This window comes from Flavobacterium sp. TAB 87 (genome assembly GCF_001529295.1).
Lineage (GTDB): Bacteria > Bacteroidota > Bacteroidia > Flavobacteriales > Flavobacteriaceae > Flavobacterium.
The window spans coordinates 58008-79546 of the sequence record NZ_LLWK01000035.1 but is presented as its reverse complement, the minus strand read 5'-3'; the positions used below and the strand labels follow the sequence as shown (position 1 = coordinate 79546).

23 protein-coding genes are annotated in these 21539 nt (G+C 35.0%); 1 reads left to right on the top strand and 22 read right to left on the bottom strand.

Annotation, left to right across the window (positions count from 1 at the left end):
- Position 1 precedes the first annotated feature (1 nt).
- Positions 2-1423, bottom strand: coding sequence for a CCA tRNA nucleotidyltransferase (locus tag AP058_RS07190; protein ID WP_066308528.1), 1422 nt, complete (start codon positions 1421-1423; stop codon positions 2-4).
- 363 nt (positions 1424-1786) lie between these two features.
- Between AP058_RS07190 and yaaA the strand changes: the two genes are divergently transcribed.
- A complete protein-coding gene (gene yaaA, locus AP058_RS07185) occupies positions 1787-2545 on the top strand; it encodes a peroxide stress protein YaaA (protein ID WP_066308526.1) in 759 nt (252 codons plus the stop codon).
- A gap of 182 nt (positions 2546-2727) precedes the next feature.
- Here the strand turns inward: yaaA and AP058_RS07180 are convergent, their stop codons facing one another.
- From AP058_RS07180 to AP058_RS07080, 21 genes are all read right to left on the bottom strand, one after another.
- Positions 2728-4311, bottom strand: a complete 1584-nt coding sequence (locus AP058_RS07180; protein WP_066308521.1) for a DHA2 family efflux MFS transporter permease subunit — start codon at positions 4309-4311, stop codon at positions 2728-2730.
- 60 nt (positions 4312-4371) lie between these two features.
- Positions 4372-5451 (bottom strand): HlyD family secretion protein, encoded by a 1080-nt coding sequence (locus AP058_RS07175; RefSeq protein ID WP_066308519.1) that lies wholly within the window; start codon positions 5449-5451, stop codon positions 4372-4374.
- A gap of 11 nt (positions 5452-5462) precedes the next feature.
- Positions 5463-6797, bottom strand: coding sequence for a TolC family protein (locus AP058_RS07170; protein WP_066308517.1), 1335 nt, complete (start codon positions 6795-6797; stop codon positions 5463-5465).
- Positions 6787-7419: a TetR/AcrR family transcriptional regulator gene (locus tag AP058_RS07165; protein ID WP_066308515.1), complete on the bottom strand. Its 633-nt coding sequence runs from the start codon at positions 7417-7419 to the stop codon at positions 6787-6789. The genes AP058_RS07170 and AP058_RS07165 overlap by 11 nt, the downstream gene beginning before the upstream one ends.
- 185 nt (positions 7420-7604) lie before the next feature.
- Positions 7605-7787, bottom strand: coding sequence for a tautomerase family protein (locus AP058_RS16980; protein WP_197413387.1), 183 nt, complete (start codon positions 7785-7787; stop codon positions 7605-7607).
- A 220-nt stretch (positions 7788-8007) separates the two neighbouring features.
- Positions 8008-8385, bottom strand: coding sequence for a PH domain-containing protein (locus AP058_RS07155; protein ID WP_066308513.1), 378 nt, complete (start codon positions 8383-8385; stop codon positions 8008-8010).
- A 17-nt stretch (positions 8386-8402) separates the two neighbouring features.
- Positions 8403-9164, bottom strand: coding sequence for a tryptophan synthase subunit alpha (gene trpA / locus AP058_RS07150; RefSeq protein ID WP_066308510.1), 762 nt, complete (start codon positions 9162-9164; stop codon positions 8403-8405).
- A gap of 162 nt (positions 9165-9326) precedes the next feature.
- Positions 9327-9644, bottom strand: a complete 318-nt coding sequence (locus AP058_RS07145) for a gamma-glutamylcyclotransferase family protein (RefSeq protein ID WP_066308508.1) — start codon at positions 9642-9644, stop codon at positions 9327-9329.
- 129 nt (positions 9645-9773) lie between these two features.
- Complete coding sequence (trpB, locus tag AP058_RS07140; RefSeq protein WP_066308504.1) at positions 9774-10955, bottom strand: tryptophan synthase subunit beta; 1182 nt, start codon at positions 10953-10955, stop codon at positions 9774-9776.
- An 18-nt stretch (positions 10956-10973) separates the two neighbouring features.
- Complete coding sequence (locus AP058_RS07135; RefSeq protein WP_066308908.1) at positions 10974-11576, bottom strand: phosphoribosylanthranilate isomerase; 603 nt, start codon at positions 11574-11576, stop codon at positions 10974-10976.
- Positions 11577-11702: 126 nt separating this feature from the next.
- Positions 11703-12482, bottom strand: a complete 780-nt coding sequence (gene trpC, locus AP058_RS07130) for an indole-3-glycerol phosphate synthase TrpC (RefSeq protein WP_066308503.1) — start codon at positions 12480-12482, stop codon at positions 11703-11705.
- Between the two features lie 82 nt (positions 12483-12564).
- On the bottom strand, positions 12565-13557 hold the full coding sequence (gene trpD / locus AP058_RS07125) for an anthranilate phosphoribosyltransferase (RefSeq protein ID WP_066308501.1): 993 nt from the start codon (positions 13555-13557) through the stop codon (positions 12565-12567).
- A gap of 84 nt (positions 13558-13641) precedes the next feature.
- Complete coding sequence (locus AP058_RS07120) at positions 13642-14208, bottom strand: aminodeoxychorismate/anthranilate synthase component II (RefSeq protein ID WP_066308903.1); 567 nt, start codon at positions 14206-14208, stop codon at positions 13642-13644.
- A gap of 80 nt (positions 14209-14288) precedes the next feature.
- The gene (locus AP058_RS07115; RefSeq protein WP_066308498.1) at positions 14289-15689 is read right to left on the bottom strand and encodes an anthranilate synthase component I family protein; all 1401 of its coding nucleotides are present in this window, start codon (positions 15687-15689) and stop codon (positions 14289-14291) included.
- A 567-nt stretch (positions 15690-16256) separates the two neighbouring features.
- Entirely contained in the window at positions 16257-16823 is a 567-nt protein-coding gene (locus AP058_RS07110; RefSeq protein WP_066308493.1) for a YceI family protein, read from the bottom strand.
- 30 nt (positions 16824-16853) lie between these two features.
- Positions 16854-17486 carry an NAD(P)H-dependent oxidoreductase gene (locus AP058_RS07105; protein WP_066308491.1) on the bottom strand — a complete coding sequence of 211 codons (633 nt, stop codon included), beginning with the start codon at positions 17484-17486 and terminating at the stop codon, positions 16854-16856.
- A gap of 17 nt (positions 17487-17503) precedes the next feature.
- Positions 17504-17956, bottom strand: a complete 453-nt coding sequence (locus AP058_RS07100; RefSeq protein ID WP_066308489.1) for a MarR family winged helix-turn-helix transcriptional regulator — start codon at positions 17954-17956, stop codon at positions 17504-17506.
- A 136-nt stretch (positions 17957-18092) separates the two neighbouring features.
- Entirely contained in the window at positions 18093-18503 is a 411-nt protein-coding gene (locus tag AP058_RS07095) for a DUF6691 family protein (RefSeq protein WP_082706601.1), read from the bottom strand.
- A 10-nt stretch (positions 18504-18513) separates the two neighbouring features.
- On the bottom strand, positions 18514-19083 hold the full coding sequence (locus AP058_RS07090; RefSeq protein ID WP_369815137.1) for a YeeE/YedE family protein: 570 nt from the start codon (positions 19081-19083) through the stop codon (positions 18514-18516).
- Positions 19084-19164: 81 nt separating this feature from the next.
- Positions 19165-20580, bottom strand: a complete 1416-nt coding sequence (locus AP058_RS07085; RefSeq protein ID WP_066308484.1) for a rhodanese-like domain-containing protein — start codon at positions 20578-20580, stop codon at positions 19165-19167.
- An 85-nt stretch (positions 20581-20665) separates the two neighbouring features.
- On the bottom strand, positions 20666-21451 hold the full coding sequence (locus AP058_RS07080; protein ID WP_066308481.1) for a sulfite exporter TauE/SafE family protein: 786 nt from the start codon (positions 21449-21451) through the stop codon (positions 20666-20668).
- Positions 21452-21539: the final 88 nt, after the last annotated feature.

Here is a 21539-nt window from a genome sequence, read left to right as displayed (position 1 = left end):
ACTACTTTAATTCTTGCTTTAATCCTAATTTTGCTGCTTTTTTTTGCATAAAGGCATAGGCAGCATCATATTCATTTGGAATTTCACCTTCCAAAATAGCTTCTTTTATGGCTTCTTTAATCAATCCGATTTCACGGGAAGGTTCCAAATTATAGATTTCCATTATTTCTTCGCCCGAAATTGGTGGCTGAAAATTACGAACATGATCGCGCTCTTCTACCTCAACCAATTTGTTTCGAACAACTTCAAAATTCTTGTGGTATTTTTTAAACTTGTTAGGGTTTTTTGTGGTGATGTCTGCTTCACATAAAATCATTAAATTTTCTACATCTTCGCCAGCATCAAAAACCAAACGCCGAACTGCGCTGTCCGTTACCATATCTTGTGACAAAACAATTGGTCGCGAACTCATAATAACCATTTTTTGAACAAATTTCATTTTTTGATTCAAAGGCATGTGCAAGCGCTCAAATATTTTTTTGACCATTTTCCCGCCTAAAAATTCATGACCATGAAATGTCCAGCCTTGTCTTTTATTAAAGCGTTTGGTTGGAGCTTTACCGATATCGTGTAATAGAGCCGCCCAACGCAACCAAACATCATCAGTATTGGCACAAATATTATCAACCACTTCTAAAGTGTGATAAAAATTATTTTTGTGTGTATGTCCGTCTATTTCTTCGACTTGATTTAAAGCAGTCAATTCTGGAAGAATGATTTCTAAAAGTCCCGTTTGAAACAACAGTAAAAAACCAGTTGAAGGTTTTGGTGTCGAAAGTATTTTATTCAGTTCGTCAACAATTCGCTCTCCCGAAATAATTTTGATGCGGTTTGCATTTTTGGTAATTGCCGCTAAAGAATTTGCTTCAATTTCAAAATTCAATTGATTGGCAAAACGAATCGCACGCAACATGCGCAGCGGATCGTCAGAATAAGTGATGTGTGGCGTTAATGGTGTTTTGATAATTTTATTATCCAAATCAGCCAAACCGTCAAAAGGATCTAATAGATCTCCAAAAGTGTCTGGATTTAAAGATAAAGCCAAAGCATTAATGGTGAAGTCGCGTCTGTTTTGGTCGTCTTCTAGCGTTCCGTCTTCTACAAGTGGATTGCGACTGTCAAAATTATACGATTCTTTTCGGGCCCCAACAAACTCAATATCGGTCTCTTCAAAACGGAGCATTGCGGTTCCATAATTTTTAAAAACCTGTACTTTTGGTTTTTTAGGAAGTAAATCGGAGACTTTCAAAGCCAGTTCAATTCCGCTACCAACCGCTACAATATCAATGTCTTTTTTAAAATCACGTTGCAAAAGTAAATCTCTAACAAAACCACCAATTACATAACTCGAAAGGTTAAGTTCTTGAGAAGCTTGCGAAATGATTTCGAAAATTTTATGATGTAAAGCCGACTTGTAATTCATTTATCTGGTTTGAAATTCTGATTTTAATTCAATACAATTGTAAAATTATTATACTATTGTAATCGGTTTTCTTTCAAAAAAAAATAGTTCTTTGGATGCAAAATTACCGACCGCAAATTTACAACATACTAAACTCGTTTTACAATTAGAATGCTGTTTTTTTCCACATTTAAGAAATTTCTAACAGTCGTTTTTTGAATTTAGATAGTTTATATAGCTTAATTCCACTTCACGCCAATTATCAATTTTTTTTTTAAGTAACGTTCGACAATTTTTAAGATAGAACTATCAAACAAATCAATTCAAATCGGCGGAATTTTTAAACGTAATTTGTACTTTTGAGTAAATCGAAAATGTATACAAATGAAAATTGTTATATCACCTGCCAAGTCCTTAAATTTCGAATCAGATTTACCAACAACGCGACATACCACTTCTATTTTATTAAGTGAAGCTAAAAAAGTGCATGCGGTTATAAAAACTAAAACTCCAAAAGATTTGTCGGAATTGATGTCAATTTCAGATAAGTTGGCTGATTTAAATTGGCAACGCAACCAAGATTGGAAAACCCCTTTTACTACTAAAAATGCGCGCCCGGCAATTTATACTTTTGATGGAGATGTATACACAGGATTAGATGCTTACACGATTCCGGTTGACAAAATAGATGCGTTGCAAGATAAACTTCGTATTTTATCCGGCCTGTACGGTATTTTAAAGCCACTGGACTTGATGCAAGCATACCGTTTAGAAATGGGAATTAAATTGCCTATTGATGATGCAAAAAATATTCATGAGTTTTGGAAACCAATTGTCACCAACGCCTTAAATAAAGAATTAAAAAAAGACGAGCTATTTGTTAATTTAGCGAGTAAAGAATATTTTTCGGCCGTGGACGAAAAACGGTTAAAAGTGCCTGTAATTACACCAGATTTTAAAGACTATAAAGAGGGTAAATTAAAGATAATTAGCTTTTATGCTAAAAAAGCACGCGGAATGATGGTGCGCTACATTATTGATACTAATGCCGAAACAGTTGCTGATTTGAAAGGTTTCAATTATGATGGGTATCAATTTGACGCTAATTTATCCAAAGACAATCATTTGATTTTTACGCGATAAGTTTTTTTGAAGGTTCAGAGATTCAGATCTTCAAAGTTCAAGAGTTTTTAATAAAGGTACTATAGAATTTAGCATGCATCTAAATTGTTTAGATACAACTTTGTCTAGACTAAATTTGAATAAAAAAAATCCGAATTCATACTTTTAATGAATTCGGATTTTTTGTTTAACTATATTATTATTTAGTGCATGGCATCAGCGGGATCAATGGTATTTTTTCCTTTTTTAATTAAAAACATAAAAGGAATACATACTAAAAATAAGATCGCTAAATACCAGAATATATCTTGAAATGACAAGATTGTCGCTTGCGTCGTGACTTTATGATCTAATACTTGATAGGCTTTGGCAAGTGATTCGTTTATCGAAAACCCTTTAGACATGAAACCCATTTGCAATTGCTGAATAGTTTGCTGCACGTTGAAATTGGTGGGATCTAAGTTGGCAACTAAATCAACGCGATGTGTCTGTGTTTGGCGGGTAATAAATGTTGTTATTAAAGCAATACCAAAAGAACCTCCTAATTGACGTGTCATTCCTGTAAATGCCGCACCTTCACCAATACTTTTTCCTGATAGTGTAGAGAGTGATAATGTGGTTATTGGTACAAATAACAATCCAAGACCCAAACCTCTCATAATTAACGGCCAAAACATGTGTTCAGTTCCTGTATCACCTGTTAACACGTTGCGCATAATAAATGAAAAGAAAAAGAACGTTAAGAAACCAGCTGCAATCATGTACGATTGCGGCAATCCCTTCTGAATCATTTTTCCAATAATGGGCATCATGAACGCTGTGGTTAGTGAACTTGGTATCAAGAACATTCCAGCTTGAAAAGCAGTCCATCCCAAAACAGATTGCGTATAAATCGGAATTATAAAAGTAGAGCCATACAGTCCGAAACCTAAAATAAAGGTTAAAATTGTTCCGACTCGTAGATTGGTATCTTTCAATACTCGTAAATTGACAATAGGATGCTCAAAGGTGAGTTCTCGCCAAATGAAAAAGAGTAAACCAAAAACAGTTGTTACCGTCAAGGTTACAATTAAACCGTCATTAAACCAGTCGTCTTGTTGCCCGTGTTCTAATATAAATTGAAGCGAACCAATAAAAGTAGCGAGAAATACAATTCCCCACCAATCGACTTGGCTGGCTTTTAATTTTCCACCGTATTTCGGACTTTTCACAAAAGAAAGCGTCAGTAACGTAGCGATAATTCCCAAGGGAATATTAATATAAAATATATAAGGCCAACTATAATTATCAACCAAATAGCCTCCTAAAGGTGGTCCAAGTGTTGGTCCAACAATCACACCCATTCCGTAAATTGCTTGTGCCATTCCACGTTTTGCAACGGGATAACTTTCGGTGATGATGGTTTGTGCCGTAACTAAAAGTGCTCCACCTCCTAGACCTTGCACGAATCTAAAGGCTACTAGTTCCCAAATATTGGTCGCGTTTCCGCATAAAAACGAGGAAACTGTAAAGATGACAATCGAAACAGCAAAATAATTACGTCGTCCAAATTGCTGGGAAAGCCAACTGGTCATCGGAATTACAATTACGTTAGCAATTGCATAAGCAGTAATAACCCACGCAACATCTGTAAGTGTAGCGCCAAGGCTCCCACGCATATCATTTAATGCAACATTCACAATTGTTGTATCGACAATTTCTAATAAGGCACAGAGTACGGCAGTAATGGTTATAATAACCCGTCTAAAACCATATTCTACTAAATCATCTTGTCCCGTTTGCGCCATCTTTTGATAGTATTGTGACACTGCCTACTACCAGTTTTGATAGCAGCCAGCGATTAAAATTTATTTTAAATGTACATCTACGTCAACATTCATTCCTGAACGAAGTAATTTAATTTTTTCAGGATCATTCGATTCGTCTAATGTGATGCGAACGGGTAAACGCTGAATCGTTTTTACAAAGTTACCTGTCGCATTGTCTGGTGGTAATAATGAAAATCGAGATCCAGTAGCTGGAGAAAATGATCCCACTGTCCCTTTAAATTCATAACCAGGATACGCATCTACTTTAATCGTCACTTTTTGACCTACAATCATTTTATTTAATTGTGTTTCTTTAAAATTAGCCACAACCCAAGCTTCGGCATTATTAATAATGTAGAACAACGATTGTCCTGGTTGTACTAGCTGTCCTGGCTGAATATCTACTTTTGAAAGTTGACCATCGATAGCAGCAGTAACTACGGTATACGTTAAATTTAATTCGGCAACTTCCAACATTGTTTTGGCTCTTTCAATATTTGCAGCAGCCACTTCAGTCTGTTTGTCCGATGCTTTAGACTTTGCTTCAATTGCATTTTTCTGAAAAGAACTTGCTTTTTGTTGCGCCTCTAAATTGCGAATTTGACTTTCAGCTTCTTGTTTAGCTGTCAAAGCTTTTTCATATTGCTGCTTGGTGATTGTGTGATTTTTGTACAAATTACTGTAACGGTTGTAGTCATTTGTAATTTGAGTCAATCGTATCTTTGCAGTTTCAATGTTTCCACTAGCCGACTTCATATTAGCATCAGATACAGATACGCTTGCATAAGCACTTCCAATATCAGCTTTTGCGGCAGCATATTGTCCTTCAGCTCCCAATAAAGCTGCTTTTGCATCTTCAATTTTTAACTGATAATCTCTTTTATCAATAGAGAATAAGGTATCGCCAGTTTTTACAAATTGGTTGTCTTTTACATACACTTTGCTAATATATCCCGGGACTCTCGGAATAATTGGGTTCATGTTTTTCTCAATTTGTGCATCATCGGTTTCTTCATGACCTAACGAGTGCATGTATTTGTATGTTCCGTATCCTCCACCTATAACTACCAAGAGAACTAATATTATTATAAATTTGGTATTTGATTTTTTCTTTTCCATGATAGTTATGATTATATTTTTGAAAGATTGAAAGATTGAGAAATTTGTCCTGTAGCCGAAAGTAATTCGTAATATTTCTGAATTATATTGGCTTTTGATACCGCTTTGTTGATTTGCGCACTTAATTGATCCACGTCGGCTTCAAGTAAATCGTTCGTATCTGATAAATCATTATCATATTTATCTTTTACTATTCGATAATTTTCAGAAGCTTGCGCTAATGCTTGTTCGTAAACAACATCTTGATTGACAGCCAAGTCGTACTCTTCTGCAGCTTGTTGTACTTGCACTTTGATATAATCGATTAGAATTTCTTCAGAGTGCTTGGCTTCGTCTGCTTTGCTTTGAGCCATTTTAACAGTAGTGCTGTTTTTTATTAACCCGGATAAGTCATAAGAAAGTCCAACACCAACATTGGTCAAATTAGTTGCTTCCAATGCATTTTTAATATCGATTAGGGCATAACCGCCAATAATTGCTATCGAAGGATAATAATTGCTCTTGGCAATTTTAACGTTCTCTTCGCTCGCTTTTCCTTGTAGGCGAAGCGCTTCTAGATCTTTTCTGTTGCTTAACGCTAGATCGGTATCCGATTGTAAAATACGAGGTTCAAATTTGCTCAAGTCGCTTTCTGTAATCGTAATTTTAGTATTTGGGTCCATTTTTAATAAGGTTACCAAATAATAATTTACAATGTTCTGATTGTTTTTGGCTTCATCAACAGACAGTTGAATTTTTGATACTTGCAACTGCGCTTTTAGTAAATCATTTTTAGGAATGATTCCGTTACTTTCCAATTCAACAAAATCGTTAACACGTTGTTGTGCACTTTTTTGATTCTCTCCTAAAAGTTCTACTGTTTTTTGTGCTTTGTATAAATTGGTATAATATTTTACGACGCGCAAGGCTATGTCTTCCTTCGTTTTTAATGCTGTAGCACTTTCTGCTTCATATAAAGTGGAGTACAAATTGATACTACGCTGAATTTTAAATCCCGAAAATATCGGCATAGAAACTGCAGTTTGTGCAAAAAAGATTTGATTTACAGCTGGAGGCTGAGCCGATCCGGGAGCATTAGGATCTTGTGGAAGTAAAATGGTAATATTTCCTGTTGGTAGATATTGGTACTGTGAAGATAATTTTACATCAGGATATTGCTTGTTCTTTACCGTTTGTAGTTCGTATTGTTTGGAGTTTACTTTTGCAGTTGCTAAAGCAGATTCGTTACTTTTTTTCCATGCAATTTGAACGGCTTCTTCCAATGATAAACTTGTCTTTTCTTGAGCAGCAGCAGATGTTAACCCTGCAAGAAAAATACTGAAGAGCAGTAATGGATTAATTTTCATATACAAGAAGTGCTTTTATGGTTTGTTGAATGTGTTTTGTTAAACTGTTTTTGATATACTGATTGTAATCGGATTCATTGTGTAGGTTAAATAATTCTTGATAAAAAAGTTTATTCATATGAAATTGAAAAAAAGTTCCTACAATTGTCGTAGTCAGTAAGGGAATGATAATATCTTTTCTAAAAACTCCTTTTTCTTGGCCTTCCTTAATAATCTGATCGACAGATGCTAAGTTTTCTCTCTTAATTTCTGCAAATATTTTTAAGCGCTTGTTATTCTTTTTCGACGTCATTTCGAAGTGCATAATCCTGAAAATGCCTCTGTTACAGTTGATTCGGGCTATGTAAAGTTCGATTAATTTATTAACTTTTTCAATAGGTTGTAGGTTTTCTTTTGATAAATTTTCCAACTGATTTTTTAAATCAGAAATTTTATATAAGATCAAAGACTCTAGCAAACGTTCTTTAGAACCAAAATAATACGACACCATAGCCACGTTTATTTTGGCTTCCTTCGAAATGTCTCGAATGGAAGTTCCTTCGTATCCTTTTTCGGCGAAAAGTTTTTCTGCCTCATCAAGAATTTTGATTTTCTTTTCGTTTAGTTCTGGTAGTACAATCATATCGTTGAGATTGACTGCAAAATTAAACGCTTGTTTAAATTAAACAGTTGTTTGATTTTATTTTTAACTTATTTTTAACATAATTAAGCAAGAATAGTCTTTCTTTTTATTGAAATTAAAACATCAAAAAACCGCGAAAATTCAATAAATGAAAATTCGCGGTTGTATAGTATGGTTAAAAATAGTTAAGCCGAGATGGAATAATTTAACTGCAGATAATCTCCACTTTTACCTCTTATTCCCCAATTGTGCAGTGGCGTTTCTATAAGTGTAATTTCAAGATCAATTGGGTTAATTTGCAACTCTTCTTGAAAGCACTCAACTAAGAACTGGTATAACTTTTTTTTGGCTACAATGCTTCTCCTCAAAAACAAGCATTTCTATGAGGATGTGTTTTGGAGTTCTTTCCGAAAAATAAAAATAGCTATCATCGTCTATGTAAATAAAACGATGGGCTTTCTTTTCCTTAGGATAAGAAAAAGCTAAAACCATACATTCGTGAATAATCTCCGATACTTTTTCTCGTATCGGATGTAAGTTTGAACGTAAACCGTATACTTTTATTTGTCCCATTACAATTGAAGATGTCTATAAAACGTGATGTGCCAATATTTTTTGAACTTCGTAGACATTTACCGATTTATTAAACTGTTTGCGAATGCTAGGTTGTAATTCGCTCGATACCCAAATTTTTAGTTCGGCATCCAGTTCAAATGTCCCGGCAGTTTCTATACTAAAGCGAGAAATACTCTTGTACGAGATCGATTTATATTCGGTCTTACTTCCTGTAATTCCTTGTTTGTCTACCAAAATCAATCGTTTGTTGGTAAAAATAAAAGTATCGCGAATGAGTTTAAAACCCAACTCAATTGTTTCGGTGTCGGTCAATAACTGTCCGTATTTTTTTTGCAATTCGTCTTGGCTTACTGCGCCTGCATTGCCTAATAAAGCTGAAAATAATCCCATTTTTTAAATTTTATATTTTAACGAATAGCACTTACAAATTCTGAAATTTTTTCGGTGCCTGTATCAGTTAGATGTTTTATAAAAGCACTCCCTATAATTGCGCCTTTGGCAAATTTAGTGGCTTGCTGAAATGTTTCTTTATTGGATATTCCGAATCCTACTATTTGTGGGTTTTTTAAATTCATAGCTCCAATGCGTTGAAAGTACTCTTCTTGCTCATTTCCAAAACCCGATTGTGAACCAGTAACGCTGGCCGAACTAACCATATAAATAAAGCCGTCAGAAACGCTGTCAATAAAACGAATTCGTTGTTCGGATGTTTGTGGCGTGATTAAAGAGATGTTTTTAAGGCCGTATTTATCAAATGTTGTTTTGTACTGATCAGCATAAACATCAACAGGTAAATCTGGAATTATAAGACCATCTACGCCAACTTCGGCACATTTTGCACAAAAAGCTTCAATACCGTATTGCAACATTGGGTTAAAATAACCCATAATTACAAGCGGAATTTGTACGCTTTTACGAATGTCTTTTAACTGATTGAACAAAATTTCGGTAGTCATTCCGTCTCTAAGTGCTTTAGTAGAACTCGCCTGAATAGTTGGTCCATCAGCCAGAGGATCGCTAAAGGGCAATCCAATTTCGATCATGTCAACGCCATTTTTTTCTAAATCTTGAATGATTTTTGCCGTGTCATTTACATTAGGATAACCTGCAGTAAAGTAAATGGAGAATATTTTTTTATCTTCTTGTAATTTCTGATTTATTCGGTTCATTGTAATGTTATTATGGTTTTTTTCTTCCACCTTTTATAAAAAGTAGTAGGCTCGCGTGTGTTTATTTTGATTGATTTAAAAATGATTGCAAACGACACTGAATGAACGGTACATTTTTTTGTCTGATGCAATCGTTTTAAATAAATCTCTTGTATCGGAGTATTATCTTTCGATGAAAATCCAAGCAGTTGTTCCCGATTTTAGTATGATTTCAACTCGTTTGTACGATTTAGATTCAAATAAATCTGCCTTGTCTAAATCTTCAGTTGAGATGTCAAACAGTATACCTTTAATGGCATCTTGTGGATTCTCGCTCGGAATTGCGACAAAATAGTCTTCCATTCCAAATTCTTCTTCTATTTTTAGATCTTTTAATTTGTAACCCAAAAGTTGATCTGCTGTTCCGGTTAGTAATTTATTAAAAACTTGTATTTGAATTTCTTCTGATTGCAATGTTCCGTAGGAGAATAACTGTTCCATGATTTGTATTTTATTCGTTATTTAGGAGCGTTAGGGATGGAAGCGGTATCCTTTTTTGTGGTTTTCTCTTCCACAAAAAAGATTTAGTGTACAGCCCGGCCCTTGGGTAACGCCCAAATTATTTTTCTCTTATAATTTAAAATAATCAATGTACGTATTTAAATCTTTGTCGCCACGACCCGAAAGACAAACGACAACAACATCGGTTGGTTTAAACGTTTTTTCGTTGAAAAGAGCCAATGCATGCGAGGATTCTATAGCCGGAATGATCCCTTCGAGTTTAGTCAACTCTAAACCTGCTATCATTGCCGCGTCATCGGTAATTGAGAAAAACTCGGCACGTCCCGAGGTTGCTAGATGCGCATGCATGGGACCAACACCAGGATAGTCTAAACCAGCCGAGATCGAATATGGTTCTGTAATTTGACCGTCTGGAGTTTGCATTAATAAAGTTTTACACCCGTGAATAACCCCCACTTTACCTAGTTGACTTGTTGCTGCACTTAGACCCGAATTTACGCCTTTTCCAGCTGCTTCAACCGCGATTATGCCAACTTCTGGTTCATGTAAGAAATGATAAAAAGTTCCTGCCGCATTACTACCACCACCAATACAAGCGACTACATAATCGGGATTTTCACGGCCTTCTTTTTCTTGTAATTGTGTTTTTATTTCTTCGGAAATGATACTTTGAAAACGGGTTACCATGTCAGGATAAGGATGCGGCCCAATAGCCGAACCGATGATGTAATGCGTGTCTACGGGATTGTTAATCCAATCGCGAATGGCTTCATTGGTTGCATCTTTTAAAGTGCGAGAACCAGAAAGTGCTGGTCGTACTTCGGCTCCTAGCATTTTCATACGCGCCACATTGGGTGCTTGACGCGCAATGTCAATTTCGCCCATGTAAACAATGCATTCTAGGCCCATTAAAGCACAAACCGTAGCGGTCGCAACACCATGTTGTCCTGCGCCTGTTTCGGCAATGATGCGTTTTTTACCCAACTTTTTAGCTACTAAAATTTGACCAATCGTATTGTTGATTTTATGAGCGCCAGTATGATTGAGGTCTTCTCGTTTTAGGTAAATTTTGGTATTGTATTTTTCTGATAATCGTTTGGCTAAATATAACGGACTTGGTCTACCAACATAATCTTTTAGCAATTGGTTGAACTCGGCTTTAAACTCGGGCTCAGCCATAATGTCTAAATATTGAGTACGTAATTCTTCTACATTTGGATACAACATTTCAGGAATGTATGCTCCTCCAAATTCGCCATAATATCCTTTTTCGTCTACATTAAAATTCATTGTATTTTTGTTTAAAGTTTAAAGCTTCAGTTTTTGCTGAAACTCGCTCAATATATTTTTATCTTTTAATCCCGCTTCGATTTCAAATTTACTGTTTAGATCGATGGCATAAATGGGTAATTTTAATTTTAATATTTGTTTGACATCATTTAATTCTTCAAGACCAATACCGCCACTCAAAAAGAATGGTTTTTGCGATGGATAGTCAGCCAATACCTTCCAGTCAAAAGTGGTTCCGTTCCCTCCAGGCAATTTACCTTTGGTGTCAAACAAAAAGAAATCACAAACACCTTCAAAAGGTTTTAATTCGTCAAAATCGAAAGTGTCAATAATAGAGAAAACTTTAATTATTTCTATATTTTTAGAAAGCTTACTTTTTAACTCACTGCAAAACTCAACTGATTCTTGACCGTGCAATTGTACGGCTTGTAAGTCGTATTTATTTACTTTCTCTAAAATTTCTAAAACCGATGCGTTGACAAAAACCCCTGTTTTTTTAATACTTTCAGCTACAGGCGGAATCACACCATCAAAATAACGTGCCGATTTTCCCCAAAATATAAAACCCATATAATCGGGTAGGAGCGAACCTATTTCTTTTATATTGTCGAGATATTTCATACCGCAAATTTTAATTCCTACCGCAGCTTTATCAGAAGCGGAGGAAGTAGCACTAGAAGATGAATCGTATTCTATCATTTTATTTTTTCTCAAAATTAACAGTTCCGAATTTTGGCGTTACAGGGATTAAAGTCCTTGAATAAATTCCGTTGCAGCTTTTCCAGCATTATCGGTTTTCATGAAATTTTCACCAATCAAAAATCCTTTATATCCAAATGGTTTTAATTCCTTTATAGCTTCGATGTTCGAAATTCCACTTTCAGAAACTTTCACAAAGTCATTCGGAATTTGGTCGGCCAATTGTTTGCTGAACTCCAAGCTTACTTCAAAAGTTTTTAGATTTCTGTTGTTCACTCCAATCATGTCCAAACTTTGCATGATTGATTTTTCTAACTCTTCTTGATTGTGTACTTCTAACAAAACTTCGAGTCCTAAACTTTTGGCAAATTCTGATAAAGATTTAATTTCTTCGCGTGTTAAAACAGCAGCAATTAGCAAAATTAAATCGGCTCCGTGTGCTTTTGCCTCTAGGATTTGGTATTCGTCTACAATGAATTCTTTTCGCAGAAGCGGAATTGCCACTGATGCTCTTGCTAACAGTAAATCATCCAAGGAACCACCAAAATACTTGCCATCAGTTAAAACTGAAATTCCGCAAGCACCTGCATTTTCATAACCTTTTACCACTTCTTCGACCGTAAAGCTGTAATTAATCTCAGCTTTTGAAGGCGAACGGCGTTTGTGTTCGGCGATAATTCCGGTGTTGCTGTTTTTTAAATTTTGACTTAAAGAAATTGTTTTCTTTCCGAAAAAAACTGAAGCTTCCAATTGTTTTACTGGAATAATAGATTTTTTAAGAATTACTTCTTGTCGTTTGTCGACTATAATTTTATCTAGGATGTTCATTTAATTTTAGTTTCTTAGGTTTTAAGTTGCAGAGTTTCAAAGTTTATTCAAAAATTAGTATACATTTCTGGAATTTGTGTTTTTATTTACTTAATTCTTGTAGAGCAGTCAATGCTTTTAATCCTTTTCCCGATAGCAAACTTTCCTTTGCCAATTCAAATCCTTCTACCGGACTGCATTTGGTAACAGTTGAAATCGCCATCGCTGCGTTGGCGCAAACCACGTTATTTTGAGCTTCAGTTCCTTTTCCAGAAATAATTTTTATAAATAAGTCAGCCGATTCGTCTATCGTCTTTCCGCCTTCAATTTCACTTTGCAATACTGTACGAACACCAAAACTTTCAGGTTTTAACATTGCTTCCATCGAATTGGTAATAGTTTTGGTTGCTCCAGTCAAAGAAATTTCGTCGTAACCATCTAGCGAATGCAAAATGGTAAAATTCATATTGGTACTTTGATACAAATACGCATACATGCGCGCAAGCTCAAGATTAAAAACGCCCACCAATTGATTTTGAGGAAACGATGGATTAACCATTGGCCCTAACATATTGAAGAATGTTTTTACAGCCAAATCTTTACGTATTGGACCTACATTTTTCATGGCAGGATGAAATAATGGTGCGTGCAAAATTGCTATTCCAGCTTTATTCATACAATTTTTAAGGAAATCAGAATCGTTACTAAATTTAATTCCCATTTTCTCCATCACATTACTGGAACCTGAGATCGAAGAAACACCATAATTTCCGTGTTTTGCCACTTTTATTCCAGCACCTGCTGCCACAAAAGAAGCCAATGTAGAAATATTAAAAGTATCTTTTCCGTCGCCGCCCGTTCCGCATAAGTCTATGGTGTTGTACTCTGATAAGTCGATGCGTACACATAGATCCAACAAGGCTTCGCGAAAACCAGAAAGTTCGTCTATAGTAATGCTACGCATCATAAAGACCGTTAAAAATGACGAAATCTGATTTTGATTGTAACTTCCGTTTGAAATGTTAATCAATACATTTTTTGCCTCTTCTTTTGAAAGTACCTCGTGATTGATTAGTCTATTTAATATATTTTTCATTTTTTTACAATTCGATGGTTTTTAAAGTTTTAGCGCTTTTAAACTTTTACTTTAAAAATTATACTTACGATTCAGTCTTCAGTTTTAATTCTTTACCCAGTTTTCTAAAATTTGCTTTCCGTTTGGAGTCAGTACACTTTCAGGATGAAACTGAACGCCGCGAACATCGTAGATTTTGTGACGCAAAGACATCACTTGACCGTTTTCTTCAAAAGAAGTCGCTTCTAAAACATCAGGTAAATTAGCATCAACAACCCAAGAGTGGTATCGACCTACTTCGAACTCATCGGCCAGACCGTCAAATAAATGTTCGTCAGTAACCGACTTTTTTACGATGGTGGCTACGCCATGATACACTTTATCCAAGTTAGATAATGTTCCGCCAAAAACCTCTCCAATGGCTTGTTGTCCTAAGCAAACGCCTAAAATGCTTTTGCTGGGGGCATAATGACGAATTACTTCTTTTAATAATCCAGCTTCGTCTGGAAGCCCAGGTCCTGGTGACAATAAAATTTTATCGAAAGAAGCTAGTTCTTCCAGTTCAAATTCATCGTTACGGTATACGGTTACCTCGCAATTTAAATCTTCTAAATAGTGAACTAAATTATAAGTAAAACTATCGTAATTGTCTATGACTACTATTTTTTTTATTTTCATAATTGAAAAATTGAATGATGCAAAGATTGAAGAATTTGGAAATAGAACAATCTTTAAAATATTAAATTATTTTTTTAAATTTTCTCTGCCATTTCTAAAGCCGTATTTAACGCTCTTAGCTTGTTGTAGACTTCTTCCATTTCACTTTCTTCATTAGAACTCGCTACAATTCCTGCGCCAGCTTGACAATGCAATTGGTGGTTTTTACTCAAAAATGTACGAATCATAATGGCATGGTTAAAGTTGCCTTCAAAATCCATAAAGCCAATCGCACCACCGTAAAAATTACGGTTCGTTTTTTCGTAATCTTCGATGAGTTGCATGGCGCGGTGTTTGGGTGCGCCACTTAAAGTTCCTGCAGGAAAAGTGTCTGCAACCACTTGCATCGTAGTAGCTTTTTCATGTAAATGTCCCGTTACTTTTGAAACCAAGTGAATGACATGCGAGAAAAACTGAACTTCTCTATATTTTTCGACATTAACGTCATGACCGTTGCGGCTCAAATCATTTCTAGCCAAGTCGACCAACATGACATGTTCGCTATTTTCTTTTTTATCTTCCGATAATTGTTTGGCTAAAATGGCATCTTGTTCGTCATTTCCGGTACGTTTAAATGTGCCTGCAATTGGGTGAATTTCGGCTTTTCTATCTTTTACAATAATCTGCGCTTCGGGAGAAGAACCAAATATTTTAAAGTCGCCGTAGTCGAAAAAGAATAAATAAGGAGATGGGTTAATACTTCTTAAAGCGCGATACACGTTGAATTCGTCTCCTTTGAAGCCTTGCGTGAAACGACGTGATAAAACCAACTGAAATACATCACCTCTATAACAGTGTTTTTTGGCTAAAGCCACATTGTGCTTGAATTCTTCGTCGGTTAAGTTAGAGAAACCTTCTCCATCTTTGGCAAATTTATATTCGGCAATATTTCGAGATTGTATCAATTGCTCAATTTCCGAAATATTATTTCTTCCATCTAAACTATGGCAAAAAATATAAGCCTCGTTTTTAAAATGATTGATGGCGATAATGTTTTGATATACCGCATAATACACATCAGGAATTGAAGTGGTCGAATCTTTTTTAGCAATAGCTACTTTCTCAAAGTAACGAACTGCATCGTACGAAATGTAACCAAATAGTCCGTTGTTGATAAATTTGAAATCATTTTTTTCTGATTTAAATAAACTAGAGAAATTTTGAATAATTTCTGGAATATTAGTAGTGCTGTCAATGACTATTTTTTCGGAAGTTCCATCAGGAAACGTTTTGATAATGGTTTCGTTTTCAATTTTAATACTCGCAATTGGATTGCAGCAGATATAAGAAAAACTATTGTCGTTACCATGGTAATCGCTACTTTCTAGTAAAAGACTGTTAGGAAATTTATCTCGAATTTTAAAATAAACACTAACAGGAGTAATGGTATCTGCCAGAATTTGTTTGTATTGGGTTTGCAGTGCTATAGTTTTCAAAATTGGTTTGTTTTAATTTAAAATAAGTTGTTGAATTTGGCGTATAAAAAAAGGCTTGTCGTGAAGACAAGCCTTTTATATTTATAGTGTACTAATTATACCATAGGAGCTTTGTTCACGACTATCGACGTAAATTGTTCCACCACCATGTATTGTTAGTAATTGTTTTCATATTTCTTTTTTACTGATGACAAATATATAAAGGTAATTTGATTTATCAAACATAAAATTTTGAAAATATCAAATATTTAGAGACTGTTTTGTTAAATTATTTGGTTCTAGTGGGCTGAGAAACAAATTTAAAGTGATGGAACTTACCAGTTCTCTGAAAAAACACTGTTCTTATAAAGCTTGAAATCGGGAATTATCTTTAAGTAAGATTCTACAAGTAAATCTGATGTTTACTAAGCGATAGTGCATTTTTTACTTATTAACGAGTAGGCTAATTTTTAATAGTACTATCGTAATTTCTAATATTGTTGACACTCTCCTTGTAATTTTAAAAAAAAAAATACCCCGATAAAAAATTAATTTTAGCGGGGTATTTTAAATTAGTAAGCGTGGTATTTAGAATTTCAAAACTATGCTTAATTCGAAATTGTCATCGATAGTTTTGTCACCAAGACTTTCAAAGAAACTTCCAGAGTTGTATTTGATATTGTATTTTGTTCTATCAACTTTAAAAGCAGTTGTAGCGGTATTTCCTTTAACAGCAACATCAAAAGTTACTGGATTAGTAATTCCTTTGATTGTTAAGTCTGCAGTTACAGTATACAAATCAGCACTTTTTGCGCCAATCGTTTTAAAAACCAAAGTAGCTGTTGGATATTTGTCAGTACCAAAGAAATCATCTGCTTTTAAGTGACCGTTTAATTTTGTTTGATACTCACCAGATAAATCAGTTGCATTAAGAGAGGGCATGTCTACGGTAAAACTTCCACCTTTTAACTTTTTTCCGCTAAAAACTACGGCACCATCTTTAAAATTTACTGTTCCTGAATGTTGTCCTGTTACTTTTTTACCAACCCAGTTGATCGTACTTTTAGATACATCAATTTTTTTGGTTTGTGCAGAAACTGCTGCGCCAGATAAAACGAATACAAATGCTAATGCTAGTGTCTTAAAATTTTTCATTTTTGTTTAATTTTGAATGGGTATTGATAATTATAGTGTGATAAATAAATCCTTTTCTGATTTACGAACTTTTTTAAAGTGTTGGGTCGCATCTTCTTCGTGGCGGTAACCAACAGTTGCAATGAGCGATGCAGTTAAACCAAGCGCATTTAAACCTAGAATTTCATTGACGTCGGCTGGTGAAAACCCTTCCATTGGCGTTACATCAATTTTTAACTCAGCAGCGGCGTTCAGTAGGTTTCCAAGTGCTAAATATGTTTGTTTAGCATTCCAAGTATTCACGTCATCTGTAGATAATTCATTAATTTTTCCTTTCATAAAGGATTGATATCCAGCTAATGAATCTAATGGAATCTCTCTTGTTTTACTGATGTTGTCAAAGAACGAATCTACTTCTGACTCACTTATTTCAGTTCTGTTTGCAAATATAAATAAGTGTGATGCCTCTGTAATTTGGGCTTGTCCCCACGCGACCGGTCTTATTTTTTCTCTCAACTCTGTGTTTTCAACAATAATCACCTTATACGGTTGTAATCCGTACGAAGAAGAACTCAGTCGAATTGCTTCTTTAAGCGAATTTAAATCGTCGGCTGATATTTTTTTGGAAGCATCAAATTTCTTTGTTGCGTATCTCCAGTTTTGATTTTCTAAAAAAGTATTCATTTGTGGTTATGTATTTATTATTGTCTGTACTTTTCGATTAAAAAGTTTAATTGTTCCAGTTCGTCACTGCTTAAATTATTTGAAAAATTTGTTTCATACTCCACAAGCTTCGGATCGATTTCTGCTAAAATGTCTAAACCTTTTTGCGTAATTAAAACTTCAATTTTTCGACGGTTGTCTGAGCAAACATTGCGTGTAACTAAATTCTTTAAAAGTAATTTATCAACCAACCGAGTGGTATTACTAGTTCTCGCAATCATTCGGTCTTGAATCACGCACATATTAGCGGGACTTCCTTTTTGACCTCTTAAAATTCGTAACACGTTATATTGCTCACCAGATAAATCATATGGTTTTATGACTTCACTAAATTTGTCTTGCAGCAAGTTTTGGGTAAACATAATATTTAGAATAACTTTTTGACGATTATCCATTTTCACGGTGCTCTGTAATACATCTTCAATTGTCATAGTTGTAATTGTGAAATTTGTAGGTACAAATGTAAAACAATTCATAGTTGTATATACAAGTGTTTGTGTTAAATTTTTAAGAAATAAAAAAGCACTGCTTTTGGCAGTGCTTTTTAGTACATTCTATGTCTTATTTTTAATGAGGTAATTTGTCCTTAAAATAACCGTAAACCCAGGTACCTAGGATTGCGCTAATTAAAGTTATGGCTACTACAGTAAAACCACTTCCAATTTGTGCGAACAATGGTCCTGGGCAAGCTCCTGTAATGGCCCAACCAAAACCAAATAACAAACCACCGTAAATTTGTCCTTGACTAAATGTTTTAGGCTCAATAACTACCTTTTCGCCATCTAGCGTTTTGATGTCAAATTTTTTAATGAGGAAAACCGATAGCATTCCGACCATAACTGCGCTTCCAATTACTCCATACATAAAGAACGATTGCAAACGAAACATTTCTTGTATGCGAAACCAACTAATAACTTCGGCCTTAATGAATATGATTCCGAATACAAGCCCGACTATTAAATATTTTATGTTTTTCATTTTTTTAAATTTAAAGAGAAAGTATAAGTGGTAAAATTAAATTGGCCATAATAAAACCACCAATCATAAAACAAATTGTTGCTACTAATGACGGCCATTGTAAATTAGAGATTCCCATAATGGCGTGACCGCTTGTGCAACCACCGGCATAACGCGTACCGAAACCAACTAAAAATCCGCCGATGACGATCATTATAAATCCGCGTAACGTAAATAAACTTTCCCAAGAAAATAATTCGGGCGGTAATAATTTCGAAAAATCAGTAATGCCGTAAGTTGCTAATTCGGTTGCTAATTCTGGTGCAACGATTACTTCATTAGGATTCGATAAAAATGCGGTGGCAATGATTCCTCCCAGAAAGATTCCGAAAACAAAAAATAAATTCCAGCTTTCTTTTTTCCAATCGTACTTAAAAAACGAAATATTTGCGGGAATACACATCGCGCACACATGTCGCAATGAAGAACTAATTCCGAATGATTTATTACCGATTAATAGTAAAACGGGAACCGTTAAGCCGATAAGTGGGCCAGCAATATACCAAGGCCAAGGTTCTCTGATGATTTCTAGGATATTCATTTTTTAAGATTTATGTTTTTGTTTAGACGCAAAGTTTTTGAGCGAGTTTCAATGATTTTTCAGGTTTCTCTTTAACTTATTTTATTTTAATACTTTACTCTGACAAACAAAATCTGATTTTGGAACAGTTGTTTTAGCAATTGCACCAAAACCACCTTCAATTTCAGTAAAGTTTCTAAAACCTCTTGCTTGCAAAATAGATGCTGCGATCATACTTCGGTATCCTCCAGCACAGTGTAAGAAAAAAGGTTCTTTTGGGTCAATGTCTTTTACCCAGTCATTAATATAGGCTAATGGTTTATTATATGCTTCGGCAATATGCTCGGCAGCGTATTCGGTTTCTTTTCTAATGTCAATTACTTTATCTGTATTCGGTTTAAAATCAGCTGCAAATTGTTCTACAGTAATTCGGTTCACGGTATCAATTTCATTTTCAGATTCTTTCCAAGCATCAAATCCTCCTTTTAGAAATCCAATAATATGGTCAAAGCCAACACGACTTAAACGAGTAACAGTTTCTTCTTCTAAACCAGAATCGGTAACCAAAAGAATCGGTTGTTTTACATCTCCAATTAAAGTACCTACCCAAGGTGCAAAATCGCCACCAATTCCGATATTGATCGATTGTGGAATAAAGCCTTTGCTGAAAGTTCCATTATCGCGCGTATCCAAAATTAAAGCACCAGTTTCTTCGGCTACAGCCTCAAAATCTTTAACTTCAATAGGCGTCATTCCGTTGTGAAGTACTGTTTCAAAGCTTTCGTAACCGCCTTTGTTCATCGCTACGTTCATTCCGAAATATGCGGGTGGAGGCAATAAACCATCTGTAACTTCAGTAATAAATTCAGCCTCACTCATATCGGCACGTAAGGCATAATTGGTTTCTTTTTGATTGCCAATAGTAGAAACAGTTTCGTTACTCATGTTTTTACCACAAGCACTTCCTGCACCATGCGCTGGATAAACAATTACATCATCGGCCAAAGTCATAATTTTGTCTCGGAGTGAATGGTATAACGTTCCAGCCAATTGCTCGATGGTCATCGAAGCGGCTTTTTGAGCTAAATCAGGTCGCCCCACATCTCCAATAAATAAAGTATCTCCAGAGAAAATAGCATGGTCTTTTCCTGTTTTATCTTTCAATAAAAAGGTTGAACTTTCCATTGTATGCCCAGGAGTATGTAATAATTTAAAAGTTACTTCTCCCAACTTAAACTCCTGTTCATCAGTTCCTGAAATGCAATCAAAGTCGCAAGTTGCATTGGGACCGTAGATAATTGGGGCTCCAGTTGCTTTACTTAAGTCTACATGACCCGACACGAAATCGGCATGAAAGTGGGTTTCGAAAATATATTTTAATTTTACGTCATCTCGTTCTAAGCGATCGAGATAAGGTTGAATTTCTCTTAAAGGATCAATGATTGCCGCTTCTCCATTTGAAGTGATGTAATAAGCGCCTTGTGCTAAACAGCCAGTATAAATTTGTTCTATTTTCATAATCATTTCGTTTAAAGTCCTGCAAAGATAAGTTTGTTATTTTGTTTCGTTTGTAACTAGAGTTACACTTGTGTGGTTAATTTTATTAAAAGAATAATTCTTTTACTATGATATAAATTCCCATGACTAGTACAAACCAGCCAAATAGGGGTTTGAGTTTGCTACCGTCGATTTTTTTAGAAAGTTGCGTGCCAATTAGCATTCCGATAAAGGCCATTATTGAAATTGTGATTAAAAACTTATAATCGATTGGTGTACTTATATATACGTCGCCGGCAAATCCAATAATTGAATTGATCGATATAATAAGTAGTGAAGTTCCAACGGCTTGTTTCATCGGTAAATTAGCAAAGAAAAGTAAGGCTGGAATAATTAAAAATCCGCCACCAGCGCCTAAAAACCCAGTTACAATACCAACTACAAATCCTATAATTGCCAATTGCGTAAAATTAGTCTCAGTAAACGAATCTTTTTCGGGTCTTTTTTTGATCATCGAAATAGAAGCAAGAATCATTAAAACCGAGAAGACAATCATTATTAAAAGATTCTTAGAAACTGTGTACGATGCAATAGTAAATAACGTATTTGCAATCTGTGGAAAAATAACTTCACGAATAATTAAAATGGAGACTATCGAAGGAATAGCAAATACTAAAGCCGATTTGAGTTGCAAGTTTCCCATTTTGTAATGGCTAAAACTTCCGGTTATTGACGTTATTCCAACAATAAATAGGGAATAACTCGTGGCTAATTCCGGGTTGACCTTAAATAAATAAACCAAAATAGGAATAGTCAAAATCGAGCCACCACCTCCAATTAATCCTAAGGAAAGTCCAATTACAATAGAAGCCAAATATCCTAAATATTCCATACTTTATTAATTTTAAACAAAGGTTGGTTATTTTAGCGTTATGCACAGTAACATTAGTCACATTGCACAATTGTTGGGTTTATTTGGT

Bases quoted from the DNA above. Each gene is read 5' to 3' on its own strand.
- AP058_RS07165 (WP_066308515.1), bottom strand. From the start codon at position 7,419: ATGATTGTACTACCAGAACTAAACGAAAAGAAAATCAAAATTCTTGAT.
- AP058_RS07145 (WP_066308508.1), bottom strand. From the start codon at position 9,644: ATGGAACAGTTATTCTCCTACGGAACATTGCAATCAGAAGAAATTCAA.
- trpD (WP_066308501.1), bottom strand. From the start codon at position 13,557: ATGAAAAATATATTAAATAGACTAATCAATCACGAGGTACTTTCAAAA.
- AP058_RS07095 (WP_082706601.1), bottom strand. From the start codon at position 18,503: ATGAAAAACATAAAATATTTAATAGTCGGGCTTGTATTCGGAATCATA.
- AP058_RS07110 (WP_066308493.1), bottom strand. From the start codon at position 16,823: ATGAAAAATTTTAAGACACTAGCATTAGCATTTGTATTCGTTTTATCT.
- AP058_RS07135 (WP_066308908.1), bottom strand. From the start codon at position 11,576: ATGAAATATCTCGACAATATAAAAGAAATAGGTTCGCTCCTACCCGAT.
- AP058_RS07090 (WP_369815137.1), bottom strand. From the start codon at position 19,083: ATGAATATCCTAGAAATCATCAGAGAACCTTGGCCTTGGTATATTGCT.
- yaaA (WP_066308526.1), top strand. From the start codon at position 1,787: ATGAAAATTGTTATATCACCTGCCAAGTCCTTAAATTTCGAATCAGAT.
- AP058_RS07170 (WP_066308517.1), bottom strand. From the start codon at position 6,797: ATGAAAATTAATCCATTACTGCTCTTCAGTATTTTTCTTGCAGGGTTA.
- AP058_RS07105 (WP_066308491.1), bottom strand. From the start codon at position 17,486: ATGAATACTTTTTTAGAAAATCAAAACTGGAGATACGCAACAAAGAAA.
- AP058_RS07080 (WP_066308481.1), bottom strand. From the start codon at position 21,451: ATGGAATATTTAGGATATTTGGCTTCTATTGTAATTGGACTTTCCTTA.
- trpB (WP_066308504.1), bottom strand. From the start codon at position 10,955: ATGAATTTTAATGTAGACGAAAAAGGATATTATGGCGAATTTGGAGGA.
- trpC (WP_066308503.1), bottom strand. From the start codon at position 12,482: ATGAACATCCTAGATAAAATTATAGTCGACAAACGACAAGAAGTAATT.
- AP058_RS07100 (WP_066308489.1), bottom strand. From the start codon at position 17,956: ATGACAATTGAAGATGTATTACAGAGCACCGTGAAAATGGATAATCGT.
- AP058_RS07175 (WP_066308519.1), bottom strand. From the start codon at position 5,451: ATGGAAAAGAAAAAATCAAATACCAAATTTATAATAATATTAGTTCTC.
- AP058_RS07180 (WP_066308521.1), bottom strand. From the start codon at position 4,311: ATGGCGCAAACGGGACAAGATGATTTAGTAGAATATGGTTTTAGACGG.
- AP058_RS07085 (WP_066308484.1), bottom strand. From the start codon at position 20,580: ATGAAAATAGAACAAATTTATACTGGCTGTTTAGCACAAGGCGCTTAT.
- trpA (WP_066308510.1), bottom strand. From the start codon at position 9,164: ATGAACCGAATAAATCAGAAATTACAAGAAGATAAAAAAATATTCTCC.
- AP058_RS07155 (WP_066308513.1), bottom strand. From the start codon at position 8,385: ATGGGATTATTTTCAGCTTTATTAGGCAATGCAGGCGCAGTAAGCCAA.
- AP058_RS07190 (WP_066308528.1), bottom strand. From the start codon at position 1,423: ATGAATTACAAGTCGGCTTTACATCATAAAATTTTCGAAATCATTTCG.